The sequence below is a fragment of the Reticulibacter mediterranei genome (genome assembly GCF_016587455.1).
Window position 1 is genome coordinate 1,719,917 of the sequence record NZ_BNJK01000001.1, and the last position, 24,903, is coordinate 1,744,819.

The 24,903-nt window shown below is 50.5% G+C and carries 17 protein-coding genes; 3 read left to right on the forward strand and 14 right to left on the reverse strand.

What is annotated here, in order from left to right:
• Positions 1-8: 8 nt before the first annotated feature.
• The 8 genes from K3T83_RS07495 to K3T83_RS07530 all read right to left on the reverse strand — a co-directional run bounded on the left by K3T83_RS07495 (position 9) and on the right by K3T83_RS07530 (position 13,908).
• On the reverse strand, positions 9-4,535 hold the full coding sequence (locus K3T83_RS07495) for a hybrid sensor histidine kinase/response regulator (RefSeq protein WP_220202348.1): 4,527 nt from the start codon (positions 4,533-4,535) through the stop codon (positions 9-11).
• 103 nt (positions 4,536-4,638) lie between these two features.
• Positions 4,639-6,744 carry a methyl-accepting chemotaxis protein gene (locus K3T83_RS07500; protein WP_220202349.1) on the reverse strand — a complete coding sequence of 702 codons (2,106 nt, stop codon included), beginning with the start codon at positions 6,742-6,744 and terminating at the stop codon, positions 4,639-4,641.
• A 66-nt stretch (positions 6,745-6,810) separates the two neighbouring features.
• Entirely contained in the window at positions 6,811-7,440 is a 630-nt protein-coding gene (locus tag K3T83_RS07505) for a chemotaxis protein CheW (protein WP_220202350.1), read from the reverse strand.
• Positions 7,441-7,523: 83 nt separating this feature from the next.
• Positions 7,524-7,889 carry a response regulator transcription factor gene (locus K3T83_RS07510; RefSeq protein WP_220202351.1) on the reverse strand — a complete coding sequence of 122 codons (366 nt, stop codon included), beginning with the start codon at positions 7,887-7,889 and terminating at the stop codon, positions 7,524-7,526.
• Between the two features lie 111 nt (positions 7,890-8,000).
• Positions 8,001-8,435 (reverse strand): response regulator, encoded by a 435-nt coding sequence (locus K3T83_RS07515; RefSeq protein ID WP_220202352.1) that lies wholly within the window; start codon positions 8,433-8,435, stop codon positions 8,001-8,003.
• Positions 8,436-9,854 carry a DUF4388 domain-containing protein gene (locus K3T83_RS07520; RefSeq protein ID WP_220202353.1) on the reverse strand — a complete coding sequence of 473 codons (1,419 nt, stop codon included), beginning with the start codon at positions 9,852-9,854 and terminating at the stop codon, positions 8,436-8,438. It lies immediately after the preceding gene.
• Positions 9,855-10,354: 500 nt separating this feature from the next.
• Entirely contained in the window at positions 10,355-11,086 is a 732-nt protein-coding gene (locus K3T83_RS07525; protein WP_220202354.1) for a response regulator, read from the reverse strand.
• Positions 11,083-13,908, reverse strand: a complete 2,826-nt coding sequence (locus K3T83_RS07530) for a GAF domain-containing protein (protein WP_220202355.1) — start codon at positions 13,906-13,908, stop codon at positions 11,083-11,085. Before K3T83_RS07530 ends, K3T83_RS07525 begins: the two co-directional genes overlap by 4 nt.
• Before the next feature lie 689 nt (positions 13,909-14,597).
• On the opposite strand from K3T83_RS07530, the gene K3T83_RS07535 reads away from it, so the two are divergent.
• Together K3T83_RS07535 and K3T83_RS07540 are read left to right on the forward strand one after the other, a co-directional pair.
• Positions 14,598-14,882, forward strand: coding sequence for a DUF7800 domain-containing protein (locus tag K3T83_RS07535; protein WP_220202356.1), 285 nt, complete (start codon positions 14,598-14,600; stop codon positions 14,880-14,882).
• Positions 14,883-14,995: 113 nt separating this feature from the next.
• Entirely contained in the window at positions 14,996-16,255 is a 1,260-nt protein-coding gene (locus K3T83_RS07540; RefSeq protein WP_220202357.1) for an alkaline phosphatase D family protein, read from the forward strand.
• A 3-nt stretch (positions 16,256-16,258) separates the two neighbouring features.
• Here K3T83_RS07540 and K3T83_RS07545 read toward each other — a convergent pair whose 3' ends face one another.
• The 6 genes from K3T83_RS07545 to K3T83_RS07570 all read right to left on the reverse strand — a co-directional run bounded on the left by K3T83_RS07545 (position 16,259) and on the right by K3T83_RS07570 (position 23,941).
• Complete coding sequence (locus tag K3T83_RS07545; RefSeq protein ID WP_220202358.1) at positions 16,259-16,438, reverse strand: hypothetical protein; 180 nt, start codon at positions 16,436-16,438, stop codon at positions 16,259-16,261.
• A 70-nt stretch (positions 16,439-16,508) separates the two neighbouring features.
• Positions 16,509-17,840 (reverse strand): preprotein translocase subunit SecY, encoded by a 1,332-nt coding sequence (gene secY, locus K3T83_RS07550; protein ID WP_220202359.1) that lies wholly within the window; start codon positions 17,838-17,840, stop codon positions 16,509-16,511.
• Between the two features lie 220 nt (positions 17,841-18,060).
• Positions 18,061-19,299 carry a hypothetical protein gene (locus tag K3T83_RS07555; protein WP_220202360.1) on the reverse strand — a complete coding sequence of 413 codons (1,239 nt, stop codon included), beginning with the start codon at positions 19,297-19,299 and terminating at the stop codon, positions 18,061-18,063.
• Between the two features lie 155 nt (positions 19,300-19,454).
• On the reverse strand, positions 19,455-20,573 hold the full coding sequence (locus K3T83_RS07560) for a lipocalin-like domain-containing protein (protein ID WP_220202361.1): 1,119 nt from the start codon (positions 20,571-20,573) through the stop codon (positions 19,455-19,457).
• Positions 20,570-22,885, reverse strand: coding sequence for an MMPL family transporter (locus tag K3T83_RS07565; protein ID WP_220202362.1), 2,316 nt, complete (start codon positions 22,883-22,885; stop codon positions 20,570-20,572). The genes K3T83_RS07560 and K3T83_RS07565 overlap by 4 nt, the downstream gene beginning before the upstream one ends.
• Before the next feature lie 168 nt (positions 22,886-23,053).
• Positions 23,054-23,941 carry a metallophosphoesterase gene (locus K3T83_RS07570; RefSeq protein WP_220202363.1) on the reverse strand — a complete coding sequence of 296 codons (888 nt, stop codon included), beginning with the start codon at positions 23,939-23,941 and terminating at the stop codon, positions 23,054-23,056.
• A 449-nt stretch (positions 23,942-24,390) separates the two neighbouring features.
• Between K3T83_RS07570 and smpB the strand changes: the two genes are divergently transcribed.
• Positions 24,391-24,888, forward strand: coding sequence for an SsrA-binding protein SmpB (gene smpB, locus K3T83_RS07575; protein WP_220202364.1), 498 nt, complete (start codon positions 24,391-24,393; stop codon positions 24,886-24,888).
• Positions 24,889-24,903 lie beyond the last annotated feature (15 nt).

A 24,903-nucleotide genomic window follows, 5' to 3' on the forward strand; every position in this document is an offset into this window, starting at 1 on the left:
ATAACATACTAGCGAACAGCAGCGCCATAGACCAGAGATCTGAGCGTTCCCAACAGTTCCTCATCCTGGTATGGCTTGACCACGTAAGCACTTGCCCCAAGCTGCATCGCACGTTGCTGGTGCTTTGCGGCTGCACGAGATGTCAGCACAACGAGAGGTAGTGTACGATATTGTTCCTGCGCACGCACTGTTGCAATCAGCTCGTACCCATCCATACGAGGCATCTCGATATCGAGCAAGACAGCTGCCGGAGTCTCGTATGAGATCATCTCCAACGCCTCTACACCATCACGAGCCATCTGCACTTCCCAGCCGTTACTCTTGAGCATAGTACTCACAACTCGCCGCACGCTGGGGCTATCGTCAACGACCAGGATATGCTTCCCACGCTCGGGCACCGCAGCGGCTCCGGGCCGTACCGGGGCGATACTCTGACGATTCCCAGAAAGATCAACGCTCTGTCTCACCGGCGTCTGAGGCACAGATGCCGCGATACTTTCCTGGCGCGTGAGCATCTGAGCGCTGCCGGCAACATTCGCCACCAGCTTAGCACCGCCAGACAGCAGGTCGCTCAACTCAAGCACAAGCACCACCTGACCATTACCAAGAACTGTACCACCAGCAATACCGTGAACCTGTCGCAAATGAGGCCCGAGGCTCTTCATCACGATATCATAGCGGCCCTTGATCTCATCCACCACCAGAGCAACACGCTGTCCACTCACGTTGACAATCAACAACTGCGCCTTCTCATCGAGAGAGCCAATTGGCAGCGACAGATATTGCGCCAGCATACGCAAAGGATAATGCTCATTCTGGACCAGAATGGTTACTTGACCTCCAAGCGATCCGCGTTTGAAGTTATCCAGGCGACCAATCGACTCCACGTTGACAGTAGGAATAGCGAACTGTTGTCCACCCACACGCGCCATCATCGCGTTCTGGATCGCCAGGCTGGTTGGGAACTTCATCGTAAAGGCAGTACCCTGGCCGGGCATTGATTCTACTTCCAACGTTCCACGCAGGCGAGAAACGCTATCACGCACCACATCCAGGCCGACGCCGCGACCGCTCTCCTCGCTCAGCACAGCGGCAGTCGAAAATCCCGGGCGGAAGATAAGGTCGATGAGATCGCTCTGACTGAGGGATTGATCCGCGCGAATGAGGCCGCGAGAAATAGCAGCATGGCGCACATGCTCCGCATCAATACCGACGCCATCATCACGCACAGTAATCACAACCTGATTGCCATCATACGAAGCCGATAGCTTGATCTGTCCGGCGGGTGGTTTGCCCTTCTGTATGCGCACCTCTGGCGTCTCAAGAGCATGGTTGACGGCGTTACGCATCAGGTGTAGCAGAGGAGCGGCAACCTCTTCATACACGGTACGGTCAACCTCAGTCTCCACACCTTCCAGCAGGAACTCAAATTCCTTATGTTGCTTCAATGCCACCGCACGAGCGGCACGATACAGGCGCGGAGTCATCGTCGAGAGCGGCACCAGACGCACCTTCATCAGGCGATCCTGGAACGTTGTGCTGAGGCGGTTTTCACGCGCAAACACGCTTTCACATTCGCGGATAACCGCTTCCATCTCAGTACTCAACGTCGCCATATCTGAGATACCTTCGCTCAAACCGCGAGTCAACTGGTGGAACTCGGTGTAGCGGTCAAGCTCCAGTTCGTCAAATTCGGAGAGGTGAGCTGGCTCCGCAGTTCCCTGGCCGTTTTTATGACCATTTGCCACGATCAAGCTCTGATCGCCCTCTCCCGGAGGAACCTGAATCGAACGACCACTGGGCAATGTCGCAGCTTCAAAGCGGCTCTCCAGCTTTTGTCCAACTTCACGCAACCTGTTACTACTGATGCCGACATCAGAAACCAAACGCACAAGACGCTGCACACGCTCTTCCAACACACTACGATTAACCAGCAACTCACCGAACAGGTTCACCAGTTCGTCAAGTTTTTGCAGGCGAACGCGCACATTGAGGTCGCCGCGTGCGCCGCGTTGAGCATTCGACTCCGCCCCTTCAACACCAACCACACTACTGGCAACGGCACTGGCCTCCGTCCCTGACGTAGCAGGCATCTCGGCTTCTAGATCAATATCCTCCTCGTCTTCTGGTAGAGACGAGGTGTTCTGCTCACCTAGTAGCTCTGTATAGCGAACGCGCAACGCCTGCACACGAGCACCCTCTGTCTGCGGATTGTTCTCTTTTCCAGTGATAAGCACATCAAGCGTTTCAGCTGTATCAAGAATAATACTCAACACGGCTGGTGAAATTGCGGTCGTCCCCTCCATAATACTGTCAAGGAGGTCTTCTGATATATGGCTGAGATCGGCAATGGCGCGAAATCCCATCATACCAGCAGCGCCCTTGAGCGTATGGGTGGCACGACGAATGCCCTGAATGAGTTCGCGGTTCGTAGGTGCTTTTTCCAGTGCCGCGACATGCGTACCGATTGTTTGCAGATGCTCTTCCGCCTCCAAGCGGAAAATCTCTGTTGCCTCCTCACCAAAATCGCTGGCAAAGGAGGAAGTCGAGGAAATGCCAGCTTTTGGCGCGGGAGGTGGTGGAAGCGGAGCCATCGGGACAGGAGCAGCACCCGCAGCAGTCGGCGGCGCAGCAGTCGAAGCATTATACGTACGATCAACAAAGCTTGCAACTGTTGATGGTGAGTCTCCCGATGTTGATGTCAGACGTGAGGCAACGCTTGCATCTCCGCCTTCGCCCATAATCTGCGTCAAGAACTCCTGACGTACCTGGATCTCAATATCATTGCGCAAACGTGCTTCCAGTTCTTGCAATGACTCGGGTACTTCCATGCTACTGGTCGTGCTGCCTTGCAAACGCTGCTTCGCCTCATACTCCTGAAGTACCTGGTTGCGGATCTGCTGTTCAAGCTCTATACGAGCCATCGCTGGAATAGAATTCGCATCGTATTCGCGACGCAACTCCTCGCGCACTTGAGCTTCTATCTCAGCACGGAGAGCTTGTAGATCGCCATGTCGCTCAAACGTCACCCGCTCATGCATACCATCGTGAGAGAGCTGCATATCCCAGGGCGTCCACCCGTTCTGCTCTTGCAGAGTGTGGGTAGAGGCCTGGACCTGCATCTGCCGGAAGGCATCGCCACAGGCCGCGATAGAGGCATGTAACTGCTGAATCGCCCCGGCAATCTGCTCGTCTGTCAGCTCGATGCCGCCAGTGATCTGGTTGAGCAGATCAAGAACTTTTTTCAGTTTGCTATTTGCTACCCACATCACAGAGAGAGGCAGATAGCGACGCACCTGTTCAGGGCTATTGCGCAGGTTTAACCCCATAGCCTTCCCTGCCCAATCTTCCATGCGATCCAGAGCATCCTTCGAACCATCGAGGAAGCCTTTAAACTCGGCACGCTGCGTTTCAATCACAGACATGGAAGAACGAAGCTGTAACAGGATATTTTTGAGCGAGGCTGCCTGAGTCTCTAACGATTGAGCGTCTTTCTGTGCATCGTCATAGACCTGTGGTAGAGTATCTTCCCCCGTCGTCTCCGGGCCAGTTTGTCCGGGAACGACAGGAACAATATTGCTATCGTAAATGGTCGGTGTGCTCTCAAAAGCCGCTGGCGAGTGTTCGACGAAAGTAGGAGAAGTTTCCCAGGCAGGCATTACCGAGGGCGCTGGCGGAGGCACAACATCAGGGGCAGGCTTGCGTATTGAAGCTGCCAGAGCCTCTAAAGCGCTTGTATTGGATGAATAGCTCTCCTGTGGCTGAAACTGCGCCGGCTGCGGCACAGGAGGGAGAGAGTTCGACGCTTCAGGTTGTACAGAACGCATTTCGGGCTGCGTAGGCTCCTGAATCGAGATATCAAAGGGATCAGGAACAACAGACTCTTCAGGCCATGCAACATCCTCAGAAGGGTTCACTGGCTGAGTACGAAATGAAGCCAGCACCTCATCAAATGTGGGTATTGAAGAGGAAGATGGAGGCCCGGACAACTCAAAAGGTTGTACAACCGGAGAGGAAGTATATATTCCTTGCCCCTGGGGTGTGTCTACAGGGTAAAAAGATGTATCATACGATGGAGGTACTTCCATCATCGTCTGATAAGTTGTATTGGATTGAACATCTGAAGGCGCAGATGCCTCCATCGAAGCCCGATAGCGTGAATAATCAGCATCATCCTCCGCGATCACAGCTTCTTCATTAATGCCGTTACGAATACCCTCAAGGAGTTGATGCAATCGACCGAGAGAACGCTGTAAAAGCCCCAGAGTGGGTTCATCAAGCGTCGTCAAACCATCCAAAGCATCACACAAGATATCTTCCATCCCATGTGCCACATGCGCCAGACCAGGAAAGTCCATCATGGAAGCTGCCCCACCAATAGTATGAGTATGGCGGGAAGTTTCTTCAAGGGCATCCATGTCGCCAGGTGACTGTGCCAGACGCTCAAGGTTCGTCTCGATTTCCGGCAAATAACTATTCACCTCTTCGATAAACGAATCGAGAACTGATAGTTTATCAAATGATGTATTCGACATGTTGCGCAAACCCACTTAACTATCTTAAATGTCACGGGCACTATTTTCCTATTTGTTTGTAGGAAGACTGTGCCACGTGACACTCACTTGCTACTAAGCCCAATTATCCATTATTCGAGAAAGGCATCTGGTCCTGATTGAATGGAGATTGACCTGGATTCGGCTGAGAACCTCCCTGCCAGCGAGGACGCTGCTGAGCGCCACTCTGCTGCCCTGGCTGCTGAGGAGGGGGCAAAAGGGCTGAATTTGGTGTCTGAGCTGGAGGAGCCTGATTGGGATAGAAAGGCTGACCCTGATTCCCGCCCTGATTGCCGAAACCGGACAATGAACCAAACTGCGGGGAAGATCCAAAACCATTTCCGCCAGAAGTCGGCTGACTGTCAAAACTCCCGAAATCACCAAAGTCCTGTGGAGCACTATTGAAGCTCCCGAACTGTTGTCCTCCACCAAAGTTAGGTTGAGGCGCGCCAGACGAGGGACCGAAACTGCCAGACTGCGCACCACCAAAGAGTTGCTGTCCTCCTCCCAGGCCACCGGATGAAGGAGCAAATCCCTGCTGTCCTGCACCAAAGCCGCCAGACTGCGCACCACCAAAGTCTTGCTGATTGGCGAAATTAGGCTGCCCGGAACGCGCGGCCAGCGCCACTAGCGAACCAGTATTCCCAGGCTCGGGCAATGGCGGGAAGTTACCGGAGAATCCCTGTCCCCAATCATTGTCCATCATTGGACCGGACCCAGCAGCAGGAGCAAAGCCTGCCGACTCAGGAAGTTCCGTGACGGAGGTCACGTTCGAGAAGGAACCGCCCATTTCGTTGTTGCGATCAGGCAAGCGGAAGGTCGAAACAGAAGCACGCAATTGCTCTGCCAGTTCTGCCAGATAACTCACGCTTACAGCGGCTTCCTGCGTACCAGCGTCAGTCTGACGGGTAATTTCAGAAATTCGACCCATAGCAACAGCAACAGCCTCAGAAACAGAGGTCTGTTCGTTAGCGGCACGTGCGATGCCTTCAATCATTTGCGCCTGTCGTTCCACAGCACTGTAGATAGAGTTCAATGAACGTCCTGCTTCGTCGGCAAGTTGCGATCCCTTGACCACTTCTTGTGTGCTATCTTCCATAGCGACAACGGCTTCGTATGTATCACCCTGAATACTCTTGACCAGGGTTGCGATACGTTTTGTAGATTCTGTTGAACGTTCTGCGAGAAGACGGATTTCATCAGCAACGACAGCGAAACCGCGTCCGTGTTCACCGGCCATGGCAGACTGAATAGCAGCGTTCAAAGCGAGCAAGTTCGTTTGATCAGCGATATCTTCAATGATGCGGACGATTTCACCAATTTCGTTAGAACGCTCACCGAGACGTTTAATCTTTTTCGAGGTCTCTTGAACGTTTTCACGAATAAGCATCATACCTTCAATCGTCTGACGCACGGCGTGTTGACCGGTAGCAGCACTACGAAGTGCTTCCTGGGCCACTTCCACACAGAGCTGTGCGTTGCGGGCCACGTTTTGAATAAAGCCTGCCAGTGCTTCCACAGCCTCAGTCGTTTGAGAGATTTGCGCCACCTGCGTTTCAGAGGCCTGCGCCAGCTCAGCGGAACGATCAAGGATGCGGCGTGTAGCATTAGTAACCTGCACAGCTGTTGACTGCACGCGACCCACGACCTTCGCCAGCTCTTCAATCATATAGTTAAATGAGTCAGCGAGAACGCCGAGGGTGTCAGGTGTCACTTCAGCCTGTACGCGGAGATCGCCATCACCGACAGCGCTGACCTCCTGAAGCAGCTTCTCAATTTGAGCTTGTAGAGCCGCAGCATCGCCGCCAGCAGCAGCAAACGTAGCACCAGGAGAATTTGTCTGATTTTCAAAGAGGGTATTGAGAGACATTGAAAGTGCCGCAAAATCATCATCTCCATTCACCCCAACGCGCACGCTGCGATCGCCCGCCGCATAATCGCGACACACATCAACCAGACCTTGTATTCTTTCTTTGATTCTGCGCTGCACAAAATAATTTACGATGAGAATACCAAGCAATACAATGATAGCACAAAAAACAATTACTAACACTAGAGTAGTGTGATCCAAAGAGAGAGAAGTAAAACCAAGTAAAGCAAAGGCTACGACAGGAATAGCGATGGATACAACCAGGCCCGTCTGCATAAGAGCATCTACTGTCATACCACCTTTATTGCGTTCAGGATTCATCCGCCGACCTCCTGTTGATCATTAAAGTTATCTATATGTAAAGATAACCAGCAAGTTATCTCTATACTATCCAAGTGCCGCATAATGCTGCATTTTCTCAGAGAAAAGAAGACGGGCTACATCTAATAAGATCAGATTACGATTAGCAAGCAATGCGCTCCCGGCAGCATAGGGAACAGCCCAATGTGGAATACGAGCCTGACGCGCATTTACAGGAACAATAGCGGCCGCAGGAATAGGCAACATTTCACTAACCCCATCGACCACGAAACAAATAACCATCTCATTGTGGTGCAAGGACAACAAGCGCGTACGCGGGGTAAAAGATAATTGCGCTAGATCCAGAAACGCCCGGAGATCCACCACAGAGATAATAGACCCACGCAGATTAATGACCCCTTTCACCCAGGAGACCACGTTTGGTACAGGGGTCACATCAATAAGGCGCTCCACGCCTTGAACCATTTCCGCCTTGACAGCCAGCTCTTGATCGGCCAGAGAAAAAACAAGATATTGCTCTCCAACGACGGGAGGGCCACCATTTTCACCGGCGGCAAGATTATCTGTCTGAAGCCGCCCTGCTTGCGCAAGGGCTAGCTGCGACTGCAATGAAGCGGCGGTGGGTGATAGTGCTTTTAGTTGCTGAATTGCAGCGAATTCATCACGTTGTAGTATTCTTCGATCTTCGCTGGACACAAAAATTACTCCCCAGGCAAGGCTATAGAAGCATCAATGCCACATCAAGGGTCATCCATGCTAAAACTCGGCGTGACGACGCCTCAGACGAGGCGTCGCACACTAGCCACTAATTCATCCTCGCTAAAGGGCTTCGTCATGTAGAGGTCTGCCCCCTGTCTCAGCCCCCAGGCTTTATCCAATGGAGTGTTCTTACTGGTCAACAAAATGATTGGAATGTGCCTGCTCGCCTCAAGGCTTTTAAATTTACGACATAACTGGAAACCGTTTTGTTTCGGAAGCACAACATCAAGGACAATACACTGTGGACGTTCTTTAAAAACTTTCTCCATCGCCTCATCGCCATCGACCGCGGTTACTACCTCAAAACCGCTATTGCGCAGCGGTGCAGCGATCATGGTCAACTCTGTCCAGCTATCATCCACAACGAGTATTTTCTGCCCAGACATCCAATTATAACCCTTTCCTAACATACCACACCAGTGCGATGGGAGATAAAGGCTATCCCACTGACGTTTTTTACCTCATGGTTGCGCCACTGAGATAAAGAGAGACAAATCCTAGCCCCGGTAGCGTAAGCGAGGCCGCATATTTTCATGCTGAGGCGGCACGCGCTCCTGCCAGTTGGCAAGATGCTTTTTTACGGTCTGCACCAACTCCACAGAATCAAACGGCTTTGTCAGGTATTCAGTCGAACCAGCAAGCCGCCCCCGCATCTTGTCGAACAAACCGTCCTTCCCACTCAGCATAATAATGGGAATTTGCCGAAACTGCAAGTTTTTACGTATTATTTGGCAAATATGGTACCCATCCATGCGTGGCAACTGGATATCCAACAGGATAACCGCAGGCATTTCATCAGCAACGGATGTAAGAGCGCTCAGCCCATCGCTAGCGGTGATCACCCTGATATGCTCTCGCTGCAATGTCATCTGAACGATTTTACGCACAGTCGGGCTATCGTCCACTACCAGTACCGTCGGTTCAGCAGCCATCTACATTGACCTCCTTCGCACTTCAGGCGACCAGAATCCCCCCTGATTGTTATTGCCATTATTATCGGGGGAACCATTCCAATTTTGCACAAGACCAAGAGGTGGCGTCTGCATTCCATCTCGCCCACGAGTCGTTTGTGTATTGCGATGGGCGCGATAGACTTGATACTGTTGTACCTCGTGATCAATTTCCGAAAGAAAGATTTTCCAGGCGACTCCAAGCTGACGACCAGTATGAGAATTGCCGACTTCGTCATTCAACAATGTGCCAAAAACCATTCTCAGGAAAGCAGACAATCCTTGCACCGCTTCCCAATAGAATTCTTCGAGTTGCTCCCCTTTGACCAATTTGTTCAGAGTGAGTATATCACTACAATCAAGTTGACCATTCGCAAAGGTGGTTGTATCTAAAATCGGATACTGCTGCTTGGAAAGCGACCGCAATTGTTGTACGAAGCGACGCTCCAGGTAGCGCACAATCTCCATAGGAGGAATGTGGCCTCGCCCACGCAGGCTTCTGGCATACTTGCCATGATGGATGAGCAGAAGATTAATACACTCGGACATGGTTGTAATCAGACCGAGCAGGTGTTGTTCGGGATTGGAAGAGCCACGTTGTTGAGCCAGAGTATATTGACATTTAATAATAATATTTGAGAGATCTTGTTGGAGTTCGGTCTCCATCACAGTATCGACAACTTCGATCAGGTTCATTTGCAACAGTTGAGCCATCACACGAGCGACACGCGCCTCTGGCATCATTAATACCAGCGCGACCGCCTGCAAAGGCAGCTCGCCGTTAGAAAGGCACAGCACTTCAATGGCTTCCTGGGCCAATCCCAGACTGCGAACATCGCGACGCACATCTGGCTGCCAGCGAGAGACCGTCGTACGTGCTAGATGAGTAACGCCCTCACCCATAATCTCCTCCCACTCATCGGCCTGTCGCAATGCTTCCAGCAAGACCGAATCCACATCGAGAGGCTGCATACGGCTCTCAATCGAGACAACCTGACGATGAAAGGCAAAACGGCCATTGACCCAACGCAATGCATGGCTAATCGACTGCGTGACAGAAAACTCAAGACGACGCTGCATTTCACCTGCGCTCATCCAGCCTCGCTCTACCAGCATCGCCAGGGCGACATGCATATTGCCCTGAGCCAGCTCGCGAATCGACTGTGCGCGCGGCGGGTCCAATTTATTAATCAGGCATAACATCCCCAGGAGATCCGGTTGCGCCACCCCCTCCTCATGCAATCCCACGATTTGTCCCTTACGCAAACTAATCGAGAGTGTTTCTGGCCCTGAAGAAACAAATAATTTGCCAGTTTTGCCACTCAAGGCAAGCATTTTGAGTATGGATTGAAGACCTAGCGTTTGCAGATCTCCATCCATGATGCGGTCTTGCTGCTCCATTCTTAAATCCCAGTTCCCTTAATATCAGACTAGCCCACGAGTCGCATATACATGATTGCAAGCGGTCTCGTAACAGTTTCGGGCATCTTGCACTGTTTACTGCACCATCTACCGGCTAACCAGCAATGAATAAGCACAGTAGAAATTTCGCTCACTTGTAGAAATAGCCGCTTTACCTCTGTAAATAGCAGCGACAGGCATATCAGGAACCTTTGACCCTGGTAAGACACCCACAACCATACTACACGTTCTCTCCAGTAACAATTACACTTTCATATCTTATCGCCAAACATTCCCTTCTTTACTACCCTCTTCCTCTCCACTTTTCATTCAGTATGATACCCCACCGTCTTCTTCCAAGCTTAGCATGTGAGCGTCTCTTGAAGTTGTCACTTTTCCGGCATCCTCCTTGAGCCAGAGAAAAGCCATACTAGCCAATAGTGTATACGAAAATGAGCCAGGTAACTATTAAAAAACGTTCACAACCCATTAAATTTTTATTAAATATTCTTTTCCTCGGTTTGTGAACGAAAAACGTAGCCAATACCAGGCTCCGTTAAGATGTAGCGGGGTCTGGACGGCTCAATCTCGACCTTACGCCTCAATTGCCGAATATATACTCTCAGGTAATCTGCCTCCTCTCCATACTCCGGTCCCCATACTGCACGTAATAAAGAACGATGAGTCAACACTTTCCCTGCGTATGTCATCAACTGCCGCAGCAATTCAAACTCGGTCGGCGTGAGGCGCACATCATTTTCCCCGGCCTTTACTTGACGACGGGGTACGTTCATAGTCAGGTATCCATCGTCGCTGATCAGCATCTCTGGCCCGCTTTCGACCTGTGTCTCTGCTGTCTGAGCGCGGCGCAAACAGGCTCTTACGCGCGCCTGCAACTCATCGTTGCCAAACGGCTTGGTCAAATAGTCGTCAGCCCCAAGATCCAGCGCGCGGACCTTCTGTTTTTCTTCTGTCACAGCCGAAAGCACAATAATCGGTGTTTGTACTGATTGTCGTACCTTAGCACATACGTCAAGCCCATCCAACTCGCCCGGCATACATAGATCCAGCAGTATCAGATCTGGTTGGTGCAGACGAACCATCTCCACAGCCTGCTTGCCATTCTCCGCAATAAATACTTCATACCCGCTCATGGTCAGGTTTCGTCGCAAAATGCGTTGGATCGGTGCCTCATCATCAACGACCAGAATGCGCTTACCTCTTGCTTTCATTCCACCTCCCCCTCATTAGATACACGAGTCCCCGGCAACGAATATGCCTTCTCACCCGAAACCTCCCTGCTGCCTGTCGCGAATCTCTCCTGTCCATTCGCTGAGCTGGTGCGTAGATGAATAGGGAGCGTAAAGACAAAACATGTTCCCGCATGCTCAGGCGATGCAGTATTATCTGCTGCCTCAGCCCATATATGCCCTTGATGAGCCTCCACAATTCCTTTACAAATTGCCAGCCCCAACCCATTCCCATAAGAACGCAGGCTATAAAACGATTTAAAGAGGCGTTCTCGCTCATGAGCGGGAATAGACCGACCACGATCAATCACACAGGCGCGCAGCACTCCATCGCTGGCGTCCAACTTCACCAGGATTTCGCCTGCCATCGGACTGTGATTGGCTGCATTCACCAATAAATGATAAAAAACGCGCTCTATTTGTGTATGATCGGCATAGACGAGCGGCAGCGGCGGCGGCGCAACGATACGCACAGGATGGTCCGCCAGCATGCGATTCATCTTCTCCAACGTACCATCCACTACCTCTACTAAATCACACCACTCTTTTTCGAGAACCAGCGCACCCATCTCAATTCGCGATAATTCGACCAGAGCGTTCACCAGAATCGTGAGATGATCAGCTTCAGCGTCGATATCCTCTAGCATCCCCTGGCGATCCTCTTCATCCCAGGCAACATCTGTTTGCAAGAGACCTGTGACCGCTGCTTTGATGGTGGTTAAAGGTGTACGCAGATCATGCGAGACGGACGAAAGCAAAGCTGATCGGTTTTTCTCATCACGCACCTGCTCTGTCACATCGCAGACCTGCAAAGCATTGGCAATGAGAAAACCATCTTGATTACACAACGGATGACGGATCAATTGATAATGATAGTCGGAAGGAGCGCTCTCCAAACGGGCCGTACGATCCCTGGTCATAGTCTCCTGTAGAGCAGAAAGAGATGGCAGAGGTTCGACCGCGAGGACACAACGCATTTCACGATAATACGTATCCTGTGCAAACTCTTGCAGATAGCGCTGTACATCTTCGACATTGCGTATACGCGAGGATAACGTGGCAAAAACTTTGTCGATGGTCATTCCGGTTCTTTGAGCCACTGGTTGTCCCTGATTAGCGGCTAACAACGAAGAAGGATAGGCGACAGCAACATCTTCCAGGCGAGTCTCACAGAGCGTCTCAGCAGCAGGGTTCATATATACGCACACGCCGTTTAAATCAACCACAAACCAGGCATCCTTGACCCCATTTGTCGAGGCTTTTAACTGCATAATCAAGCGGCTCAATTCGCCCACGATGCCCGTACGCACTAGCGCGGTCTCGGCCATTTGCGTTAAGAGCGAGAGGGTATCAGCAAACGTTTCAGGCTGCCCAGATGCTCTTCTGGTTAGCGAACGCTCAGGCGGCAGTTGCGCCAGGAGAGAAGAGATAGGTGAAAGGTTACTGGTATCGAGCGTGGCTTCGGGCTGATAATTATAAAGCATGGCCTGAAGATTGCGCTCATCCTGCGTTAACAAATGATCACTAATAAACCGTAACAGGCTTGTAAAGCTCACGCCAAAGGTGCGCCGGGTCTCCTCACGTACATACGCCAGCAGTTCCAATTCATCCTGTTGCAGCTTTTCCAGTACCTGACGTGTATCCTCTGAAGAGTCTGCGGTCTCTTCGTCAACCTTCAGCGCAGTACTCACATTCTGCATGTGAGCTTTCTCAAGTTGTTCAATAGCCTCTTGAAAACGGCTGCGCCGATGAGCGGATTCAAGTAACATGCCATTATGTATGGCAACGGTGGCCTGGCTCGCAAAGAGCGAAAAGATATCTGCTTTGAGCGGTGTAAATCCGCCCGGCTCCGGCGAGCAGAAGAGCAAGACGCCAAAAACGGTTGTTCCCGTCACTAACGGATAACTAAAAATAGAATGAATCCCCAGTTCGGTAAAAAACACGCGGCTCTCAGGGAAGCGCTCATCCGTCGCAATGTCCTGCGTGACCAGCGGTTGGCGACGCTGCAACGTCTGACAGATGATGCTATTATCGTCAACGAGCAAATGGCTAAACACGTTCTCTAAGGCAACTGAGTCCATACCAAATTGCGCCTGTAAAGAGAGGCGTTCCTGGTCGCGATCCAGCACCATGATAACAGCTGCAACATTGAGGGAGTTCGCAATCCCTACGACAATCTGTTTCAAGATTGTTGAGAGATCAATCTTTGAGGTGAGAGCGCTGGTGACATCTTTGAGAACCTGTCGCTGCCGATCCTGGATAGCTGCGCTGCCACCTAACTGCACACTTTCAATCGCTGTTGCCAGCACGCCAACAACGGCACGAACCAGACGTTGCAGCGTTTCATCAGTATAGGTATCAAGAACAGAACTGCCAAGTTCCAGAGTGCCGAGGACGCGATCTTCAACTATCAGAGGCGCAATCAATGTTGCATGGAGTTGAGGCGAACCCGTTAAGGCATCACCACTTACCGCTGGAGGACCATCCAGACCTTCAGGGTAATTATTGACCATGAGCCGGGGAGAACACAGCACTTGCTCTAACATAGAACCGGAGAGAGGATGTTGATGATACGTGGCGGCCCACCTATCTGCTTCGTCACGCTGACACACAGTAACACGCACAGCCTGACGATCATGGCGTAGCAGAACAATCCCAAAGATATCAAAGGGAATAGCCTGCTCCAACTCGGCTGCCAGCCGCGTATAATCAGATTTTGTTCCGCGTACACTGGAGACAATGCGTGCAACACGCTCTACAATCGCGGACTCTTCTTGTATGGAAGTGTGTGTTCTCGTTTCCATTGCTTCCTTGCCAGTTCCTACTGGCGGATGGTGACAGGAACAAATACGATACCTTTTCGCTACACCCTCACCCAGTCGTTTTTTCTACCATTCAGGCAAGCATCCTTTTCCTGATCAGATGCATATGCCAGAAGAAATACCTCTCACCTCACAACATCCAATTTAAATTATATTACATTGTATTACAAATGTGCATCTTAATGTTGTTCAGAGGTTGCTACGAATCATCACATACATCCAGAAAATTCTTTAAACACCGCAACAAAGTATACCATATGAGTGTATGTTCTCGTCAATAATCTCACTGCTCTACCGTCAACACTCATAGTTGCAACGAACATGTAACATATTATTTATCGGTGTTTCATCGCTTTTCGTTGCATAATCATGAACATTACCTCACAATCAGCACACAATTTGTGGTGGGAGATGAAAGGACTGTCATCCTCACAGCTCGATCACAGTCTTAGATGAACAAAAGATGAAAACTACCACAAATCTATCAATCTGTTACAATGTTCCTTACATTTTATCTATTTGTAACACGTTCGCAATATTTACCTTTTTCTTTGATCGGCTACACTATCTCTTTCCATCTCTCTGTTTTACACTGTCTCATGCTACTATAGCAATCAAAAGAGAAGATTGGCAACCTATCAACAGGCATGAAGCGAAAGGAAACACGTTTTATGAGCCATGTCCGTATTGGACCACTTGTTCGCGCCACCACCACCGCTGAAGCTACCATCTGGCTTGAACTCTCCCAATCCTGTATTGTCCAGCTACAGGTTACACCTTATAATGCTTCCGATAGTGAAGTCGTAACTATTAACACGCCAACTATTACTATTGGGGGCATTATTATGCGGCACCCCAGATTACGCACCTGCAACCGGCAACCTGGTACAGTTATAACCTCTCCATCGCTGGACAGGAGCAAGCCAGCTCAGTACTTCAATGTTTTCGCACGCTAACCCCGTCCCTAGCACAAGAGCAGCCCCTGCGACTGATCTACGGCTCCTGTCGCAAGCTCAGTCGTCCAGAGGAAGATACACTGACCGCTTTTGGCAGGTGGTTGCAAAAGCATGTGGAAGAACGAGAAACGCTCTGGCCTCATCTTTTACTCTTCATAGGCGATCAGATTTATGCCGACCAACCAGCACGCGAACTGGTAGCAGTAGCACCACAGGTCAGACGAGGTGCAACCTCTTTTGAAGATTTCACTCATTTCTATCGCCATGCCTGGACGAACAACGAAGGGACACGTCAGGCGCTCGCCGCTATTCCAACCTATATGACCCCTGATGATCATGAACTTACCAATAGCTGGAATACCTGGCCTACATGGTATACAGAACTGGCGCAACAGGGTAAGGAACAAATCATTATCGATGGGCTCGTAGCATACTGGGTCTATCAAGGATGGGGCAATCTGTCAGAGCAGGAACGTCAGCGGCACCCACTCGCACAGATGATGCAGGCGGCAACACAAAGCGGTCAGGATATCATCGAAGAATTACGTGCATATATTCGCACGGCCATTGAAGAACAAACTGAGCAACGCTGGCACTACCAGATTCCTACCACTCCGCCTATTTTTGTCACCAACGCACGTGCTGATCGCACAGAAATAGTAACGGATAATCAGCAAGAGCAATTCAAGCCACTCCATATTATGGGCAAGCAACAAATGGCGGATTTACGCAACTGGCTGGCAGAACGTCAGCAGCAACCAGCAATCATTGCCTCTTCGGTACCAGTTATCCTCCCTCCCGTAATCGGTCTCGCTGAATATCTGACGGGGATTCGCCTCTGGAGCAAGAGCATAGCCCCTTTACGCTGGATGGGAGAACGACTGGCACGTCTTCAATTGCGCCTGGCTCGCCGACTGAAATTCGATCACTGGCCGATCTACAGTGCCAGTTGGAAAGATCTGCTGCAAGCGGTGCGAACTCACCCTGGAACGACGCTACTGCTTTCAGGCGATGTTCACTTCTCGTACACAGCCGAAGGACGTGTCCTCTTTTCGCCCTCATGTGCTCGTAAAAAGCGACTCTACCAGCTCGTTTCTACTCCTATAGAAAATGCGCTCTCTTATGGTGATATGAGTTTGATTAAAGGGCAATCGCTCATTCCGCGCATGATCTATGGCGGCCTGGATACACGCATCCTACCCCTTGAGATGACGGCGTCCGACGTGCATAGCCAGCGTCATCTGCTCTTTGAGAACACGCTGGCATCCATTACGCTCCAACCCGATGCCGAGGGGTGCTATACCATTCAGCAGGACTACTATGGCCTCGTGAATGGACACCTGGAGGTCATAGCGCGCATCACTTTGCCGTAACCATTACGCCTGAGAAGATTGTTGTTGGGCCTGGGGAGAAGCTTCGAGAGGAATTTCTAGCCTTGCCCACACATCATCTTTTTTACACACAAAGCGCTTGTGATCAAATTGCTTGCCTTCTTTGCTATGTGTAATCATCGTTTGCCAGATTTCCATCGGCTGATTGCATATTGGGCAATTCATATTCTCCTCCTTTGCATCGATATGGACGGACATTATATGAATAAGTATACTCACCCTAACAAAAACAAATCTACGAGAGCAGCCCTTTATACGTTCGCATTTGCATATGAGCATTCACTTGACGTACAGTATCCAATACAACTCCAACCACGATCAAAAGTTTGGTGCTATCGAGACCTCCAACAGGGATTAGCAACGGCAAGACAGCAGCAACGCCCAGGCTGAGCGCACCAACAAGCGTAAGGCGCTTGAGAATCGCCAGCAGATACTTCTCAGTTCCTACACCGGGTCGCTGACCAGGGATCACTGCACCCTGTTTTTGCAACATTTCTGGAAGGCGCTGTTGCTCCCATTGCACGAATGTATAGAAGTAGGTAAAAGCAACTACCAGAACAAAGTACAGCACCCAGTACGACCACAATCTGGTATTTGCCAGATAGGTGCTAATCCATAGCGCGCTACCGGACAACCATTTTACCGGACTTGCTGTTAAATAGCGAGCAAGCAATGCAGGGAAAATAGCTGTCGAACTGGCAAAGATCAGAGGAACCATACCGACACTGTTCACCTGCATCGGAATATAGGTTGTACTGGCCGCACCAACCAACAGATCTTTTCCCACACGGCGCTTAGTAGGATAACGCACAATAATCCGCTTCTGGCCCAGGTAAAGATAGATCATACCAACAATCAAGAGCAAGCCAAGCAGGCAGGAAACCAGCAAACTGATCATCGCACTGCCGCCACCGCCAGAAGTGATCGCGGTAACAATGTCTTGCTGGATGTTAGAGGGCAGTGTGCTCACGATACCGGCGAAGATGATGATAGAAATGCCATTGCCCACGCCATATTCCGTAATCAGTTCACCCAGCCAGACCAGAATCATCGTTCCAGCAACCAACGTTGCTAGCATTGACAGCGTATCGAGCCAAGCAGGACCAACGAAGGTGAAGCTGCTGCTCTCGACTATTCCAGCCTGCACAAAGATCGAAAGCTGCCCGATACCCTGGAGAAATGCCAGAGGAACAGCCATCAGACGAGTAATTCTGGAGAAGAGTTGCTTTCCGGTCTCTCCCTCGGTCAACCTCTCTCGCCAGGCTGGAATGATCGGGATGAGTAACTGCGTGACAATGGTAGCGGTAATGTAAGGGTAGATGCTTAGCGCAACAATAGAGAAGCGTTGCAATGATCCACCAGAAAACGTATCAAGCAGTCCCAACAACTGGCCTAAAGCAGCATCGCCTCGACCGGCAAAAAGATCTATCAGTCTCCGCTGTCCCTCGGCGCTCAGTGGCACAGGGATATTTGCCAGCACGCGAAAGATGAACAGCATTCCCAGCGTAAACAGTAATTTGTTGCGAAGATCAGGCATGGCCCAGAAATTTTGTATTTTTTCCCACATAAAAATACTCCCTAAAATACTCCTTAAGTACGCTTTTATCCACATCTTACAAAGCAATTGCTCTGAAAACCAGCAGCATTTTTTCTCTTGCTACAATGGTATTGAGCGTAAAATTTCAACCTGCCGTAGTGGGGATTTCAACGGGTGAGCATGGGAATTTCAACCAACTGTAGTGGGAGTATATATTCGGAGAACATAACGTCTCAGAGCAAGATCATAGCTATCGAGGAGGAGTGATACACCAGGAAGAGGCCAGCCAATCGGCTCCCCAATGTGCCTTTGTTCGATCTACCGGCGTCAGACAAACAGGCTTTTCGCCAACAATTCCCTGTTCATAGAGCTTTTGCAATGCAACTTCCACGCGTGGTGCAAAACGAGAGGTTAGATTGGCTTTATCGACAGGGATCATACTTGCAGCAAGCAGGTCAGCCATCACAAGAGGCATTTGGTACTTCTGACCACGCGCAAGATAACGCCAGTGTTCGACAAGATAAAGGGACATACGTAGCGCCAAACGATCATTTTGTGGATGAAGCTGAAAGATGCGCCGCTGCATCTCTGTTACGTACACATTATTATATGCTGCATACTCATCCATCCATGCTCCCGGCCTGACCAGATAGCCGACCAGTGGTTCATCCTCAGATGTGATGGATTGCAGAGAAGTGAGGTGTAGATAAGGACTATCAACAGGCAAGCGCCGCACCTTACCTTGCTCGACGATGGTATGCTCACCCTGCACATAATAGTATTGCAACAGTTGTAGATCCTGCATCACCTGTTGCTTATGCTTCCATTGGTAGCCATCGCTAAAGCGCTTCTGCGAACCGGCATAGGCTCTTCGCTGGTGCTTCTGAACGCCGCGCCATTGCAAGATTTCATCGGCACGCATAACCACGCTGCCACAGGACGCAAAGCGCGCATCATAGCGGCGGCAGAACCACAAACCCATTACAATCCGCGCCGTAAGGGCCGTTCGCTCACTCTGTTCTGCTAGCTTATCTCGCATCGCCTCAACAGGCTGCAAACGATCAGGATTTTTGAAATAGACGCGCAAGTTGTTTGATGCAACGAAATACCTTTGCTGCGAGTGTGGATCTTCCTCCCATTGCCCAACATCTGATAAAATTGCTTCTCGTATCGCACGATCTTCCGCATAATTTGCGATCGTTAACGTCGGCGCTTTACTGACCGCTGGTATATTGGCAAATAACTTTCGCCATTGCTGGTGATTATTTGGAGCACTTGTAAAAGGCTGCTCATTCGCAATGGGGCGTTCAATTGTTTGTGCAGGCAGAGTATTTGGGAGTGGCTGATCCGCTGAAAAAGAGAGGAAGGTCAAGAGAGGATGAATGACCACATTGAGCAACAAAATGCCCAGGAGACAAAGAGTCGTCCAGAGCAAACTGGTGCCCCGACTCTTTTGAGTTGGGGTTGACGCGTGCAAATGGTCCTTCATTACAGGCGTTATCTCCTCATTTTCGCAAGCTTTTTACCCACATTGCATCTATACAGTAGGTACGCATCTCTCAGCAGAAAGTTCACATTAGCACATGTACTAGAAAAAAGGATAGTGATACTGACTATTTCAAAGTATCACTATCCTCAAAAACGCTACTTCAGATATCCTGTCAGTTCCACATAGCCCATACCATTGACAGCTTTTCCTTTATGTTGCCCCTGGATATCCACAGCACCTTCCCAATAGGTATTCCCCGTCGATTCACGGACCACCAGTTCTTGATCTTTCAATTGCGGCGTAATCGTTAACGTCGTATGCACCTGGGGATCATCGACAACCAGCTTCCAGCCCGAGGGATAGGTGATGCCTGTTACCGGACTCGTCCACTTATCCAGTACTGTGATATGCAATGCATCAGCAGCTATCACACGATCATGCCCCTGTTGATCAACGTAGCCGGCATAGGTTGAGATCGTTTTGCCGCTGGCATCGCGGATAAAGTAAATCATCAGTTCGGTTGTATCGTTCAACTGAATGCTGAACCAATCCCAGCCGCTGTTTGCCAGAGTCAGAAAATCGCCCCACTGGTGATCCATCCACGCCTGACCAGTTACCTGCAAAGATTGCCCGTGATCCTGCACAGTGCCAGCTACGGCCATATTGGTGCGCGAATAATAATAAGAGAAACCAGCCAGGCCATACGTAATCAAACCGTTGCCGTTGTGCAGGATCGGAGCTTTCTGGCCCGTGAGATTCAAGTTTATGGCATAATTATTCATAGCTGCCATCAAATGGTCATGTCCATTTTCCCCTTGAATCTGCCAATCGCCCGCCCGAACGTTGATACCTGGTGTGGCAGGCTGTGCAGGCAAGGGAGCCGAGGCCATCACCTGACGCTGATCGTAATGAAACTCTCCACGTGTAATATCGCTAATGGCAAAATGGGAGGCATAAACAGGCGGCAAGTCGCTGCGTAAGACCTGAAAGATGACCAGTTCAAAACCGTAACGATGCTCCTTCCCTGATGCTTCTTTGGCCGTAAAATGGCCGGTGTAATACCACCACTCAGTCAGGTTATGATGCGAACCTTCGTCTTCAGGAAAGCGCACAGGTGGTAATGGAGTTGGCTGAGGCGACTGTTTCACCTGCGGTAACTGCTGTGCTGCCGAGATGATCCCGGGAAAGCCGCAGGATGAAAGCAATATCAGAAGCGACAGAAAAGAGAGCAGGAAGGCGAAGCGCCTCGTATTACGTTGTATGTGATCTTTCATCGCTCGCCTCCAATCTTTATATCCGTTCCCTCTTCATCGCCTGTTATTTCCTGTTCTGGCTTCAGCGGCTCCATATATTCTGCCAGGGCTGGAGGGTGGCGCTGCACACCGACAAACGGGAGCCACCAGTTCCAATCGCCCAACAAACGCATCGTCGCAGGCACTAACAGGCCACGCACCAGCGTTGCATCAATAACCACAGCCAGTGCCATACCCAGTCCCAGCGCCTTAACCAGAATCATGTCAGCAGTCGCAAAACAGGCGCTCACCACAATGACAATCACTGCCGCGCTGGTGATAATACCGCCACTGCGCTGTAAGCCAAGCGCAACGGAGCGTGTGTTATCTCCCGTTTGCCAGAACGCCTCCTGGATGCGCGAGAGCAAGAACACCTCGTAATCCATCGAGAGGCCAAAGAGCGAACAGAACAGCAGAATGGGACTCGATGCCTCCACAAAGCCAAGCGGCGTAAAGCCAAGCACTTGATGCAAAAATCCGTCCTGGAAGATGACCACCAGAGCACCATAGCTTGCCAGGATCGAAAGCGTGTTCATCAAAATCGCCTTGAGCGGCAGCACCAGAGAACGGAACAGGATGAGCAGAACAATATAAGTGACCAGAGCGACAACCAAAACGGCTACAGGAAAATCGGAATAGAGCGAATCAACATAATCGATATTGCCAGCCGATCCTCCATCAACCAGCACTGTTATCCCGTTGCCTGGAGGCGTATTGCGAATGGTCAAGGCCAATTCTTGCGAGCGCGGATCGCCCATATCATATTTACTAATCACCTGAACCATCGTCGTATCGCCTGCCACCCACGATTTCGCCAGAATTGAGAGATATGGATCAGAGATTAGCTCAGGATGGGTATAGAGCAGTTCATATTGCTCAAGCGTCATACGCGGATCGGCACTGACGATGCTATCGACTCGTGCAACACGTGGATCAGCTTCAATACGCTTGACATAATAATAGAGATTGCGAATATTCTCATCCGTCAACACACTGCCCCGCGTTTGCACTGCCAACAGAACTGGCGTGGTTTCGCGCAAATTGAAGCGTGTCGCCAGCAGATCATATGACTCACGCGACGGCACATCCTTTGGCAAAATCGAGGCGTCGGGAGCGGAGAAGCGCACCCCTAAAAAGGGCAAGCCAAATCCGATCAGGAGCAGAAAGACCGGGATAAAGACTCGCACCGGATAATTCATGACTATATGAGAGAGGCGATACCAGAATCCATGCTGTAACTCAGTTGTGGCCGCGTTCTGACGCGGCCACAAGCGCGGAATACTCACAGGAAAAGCATTGATACGTGGTCCAAGTAGGGAAAGCAGGGCCGGGAGCAGCGTTAGAGCTGCCAGTACCGCAAGCAGGACCACCAGCATTCCACCCAGGCCGACCGAGTGCAGCATATTGATGCGAAAGAAGGTCAAACCAAAAAGCCCGATAGCCACAGTGAGACCAGAGCAAGCCACCGCACGTCCGGCAGTGGCAACAGTAAGCGCCACCGCCTCATCAACAAGCCGCCCATGCCTCATCTCTTCGCGAAAACGACTCACGATAAACAGCGAATAATCAACGCCCAGACCAAGTCCAAAGAGTGTGGTGATATTAAGCACAAAGATGGACAGGTCGGTAAAGTGACCAAGCCAGAACACCAGTGCCAGCGACACAACCACTGCACAGCCACCAACCAGAGCGGGCAAAACTGAAGCCACCACCGAACGAAAGACAAACAACAATGCAACAACGGCGAATGGGAAGGCCAGCAGTTCCGCACGGCGCAAATCACGTTCGCTCACCAGCTGAATATCTTCATAAAAGACGGGGCCACCACCGATATGAAACTGGAGGTCGGGTGACTTTTGCAATCGCCGCTCCATTTCCGGCAATAGCTTGGCCGCGCTGTCGGAATCAGATTTCAGCAAGACGTTGGCATATGCCGCCTTGCGGTCAAGAGAGATCTGGCGTGGATTATCCGCGAATGTGACGATCTGGGCAACCTCCGACCAGCCATGCAGACCAGAGAGCGATTGTGCCGCCTGTTGCTGAAAGTGCGGGTCATCTACTGTGTATTTCTGGCTCGTAAAAATAACCTGAACAATCGTTTGATTTACATGAAGCTTTTGCACCAGTGTATCTATTGCACGTTGCGACTCGGCATCAGGGCTGACGAATCCGCCCGAGTGCAACACCTGACTCGCCTGGGGCGCAAAAGGCAAGGCAACGACTCCAGCAACCATCCACAGCGCCAGAATCCACCAGCGATACCGCGTTGCCATCTTGCCAAGACGGTAGAACATGCGCAAGCCTTTCTCTTCTCAAAGTATCCTGTTTGTTATCCCAACAAAAATCATAGCATGGATTGACCACTCCATACCAGGAAAGAAGAGACAGGAAGGCAAGTGAGTTGGCGTACGAGCGACTCTATCAATCATCGAGATGGATTGTACATCTCGCATGTTTTGCAATTACGAGGAGCTATCCTGGCAAACAAAGACAGTAATTTCTGGACTACAATTCAAGCGAATCTGAGGCGACATCATACCCAATCCGCGATTTGTATAATGCAGCATGCCATCCAGATGATACAGTCCCGCCTGATAGCGCTTGCCCATACTCGGTAAATGCAATGCTCCATATCCCGGGAGACGAACCTGTCCACCGTGCGTGTGACCGGAGAGTTGAAGGGCGATACGCTGCGTCGTCTTCGCAATATCCGCAAAATCAGGTTCATGCACGAGCAAAATAGCGGCACCGGTCGCCGGAAGCGATTTGACCAGCGAAAAAAGCACGTCTTTCCGCCCATCAAGCGGAAGGCGATAATGCTCCGTCTGCCCCCATAAATCATCTAATCCGATCAGATGCAGCATCCCACCGTCACGAGAGATGGTATGCACTCGATCCTTCAATTCTTGAATGTTATAAGCATGCAGCAGTGCGCGCACCACCTGGGGATCTCCCACATAATCGCGATTGCCTAATATTGCAAAGACCCCATCGCGCGCCTGTAGCTCTTTCAACGTGGCAAGTGTTTTCTCCATGCCCTTGTGCTGGTAGGTCACAAAATCGCCTGTTATCAGCACGAGATCAGGGTGTTGCTCATTCGCAATCTGAACAATATGTGCGAGACGTTGAGCGTCCATCCAGGTTGTATCGGCGTGAATATCGCTGAGTTGGAGGATACGGTAGCCACGAAACGGCGCATCCAGATATGTAAGCTTGACAGGAAGTGTCACCACCTCTAGCTCGGCGGGTTCAATGATCGTACCATACCACACAGAGCTACCTCCCAGAACAGTCACCCCAACGCTGCCCACCCCTACATATTTCAGAAACGTCCGACGTTTTATACTCATAAAATTTGTCAGTCCTCATCATCCAAAAATTCACATCTCTCTACCGAGAAAAGAGGCTGCGAGGGAAGATTCGCTCCCCACCAGGAGCAGAACAGCTTGCAGACCATACATTTTCGATATGATATTCTCAAGAGAAACTTCACATCAAAATACGCTTCATCGCAGAGATAGTTGTAACTACCCCTCTTTCGACTCACTACAAGCAATTCTTTGCAACCATTCTCGTTATTGTGGGTCTTGTGCCAGCATAATATAATAGTTACACCCAACTGTATGCAGGTCTCAGCTTAGATTGTCAAGGATAGAGCAGCTTTTAATCTAAAGCGGAGGCCTACCTATTCCTGCAAGGCCAGACAAGTACGTATTATCCTTGCAGAGTTCCTGCTCTGCCGGCAGGCAATGTTGCTCTAGCAGAGAAGAGCAGATGTACGTCCATGAAGGAGTTTTTTATGGCGAAACAGACAGCAGTGAAAAAAGACGCTGCACAGAACCGGGAGCCATTCAAAGTCATCACCGTCAATCGGCAAGCGTACCACGATTACACGGTTGAGCGCACAATGGAGGCTGGTATCTCGCTGGTTGGCACCGAGATCAAATCTATCCGGGAAGGTAAAGTCAATTTACGCTCATCCTATGCCATCATCCGCAACGGCGAGGTATGGCTGGAAAACGCGCATATTGCCGTATATGAGCATGGGAATCGCTTCAATCACGAGCCAGTGCGCCCTCGCAAACTCTTGCTGCATAAACGTGAGATTAGCCAGCTCGCGGGCAGAATAGCCACCAAAGGCTTGACGCTCATTCCTCTCAAGCTCTATCTCAAAGGGGGCAGAGCAAAGATTGAGCTAGGTCTCTGTCGTGGTAAAAAGCTTTACGACAAACGCGAGGCATTGATCGAACGCGATGTCAAACGCGATATTGAGCGCATCGTTCGTCAGCGCGGATAAACAACATTTTCTAAG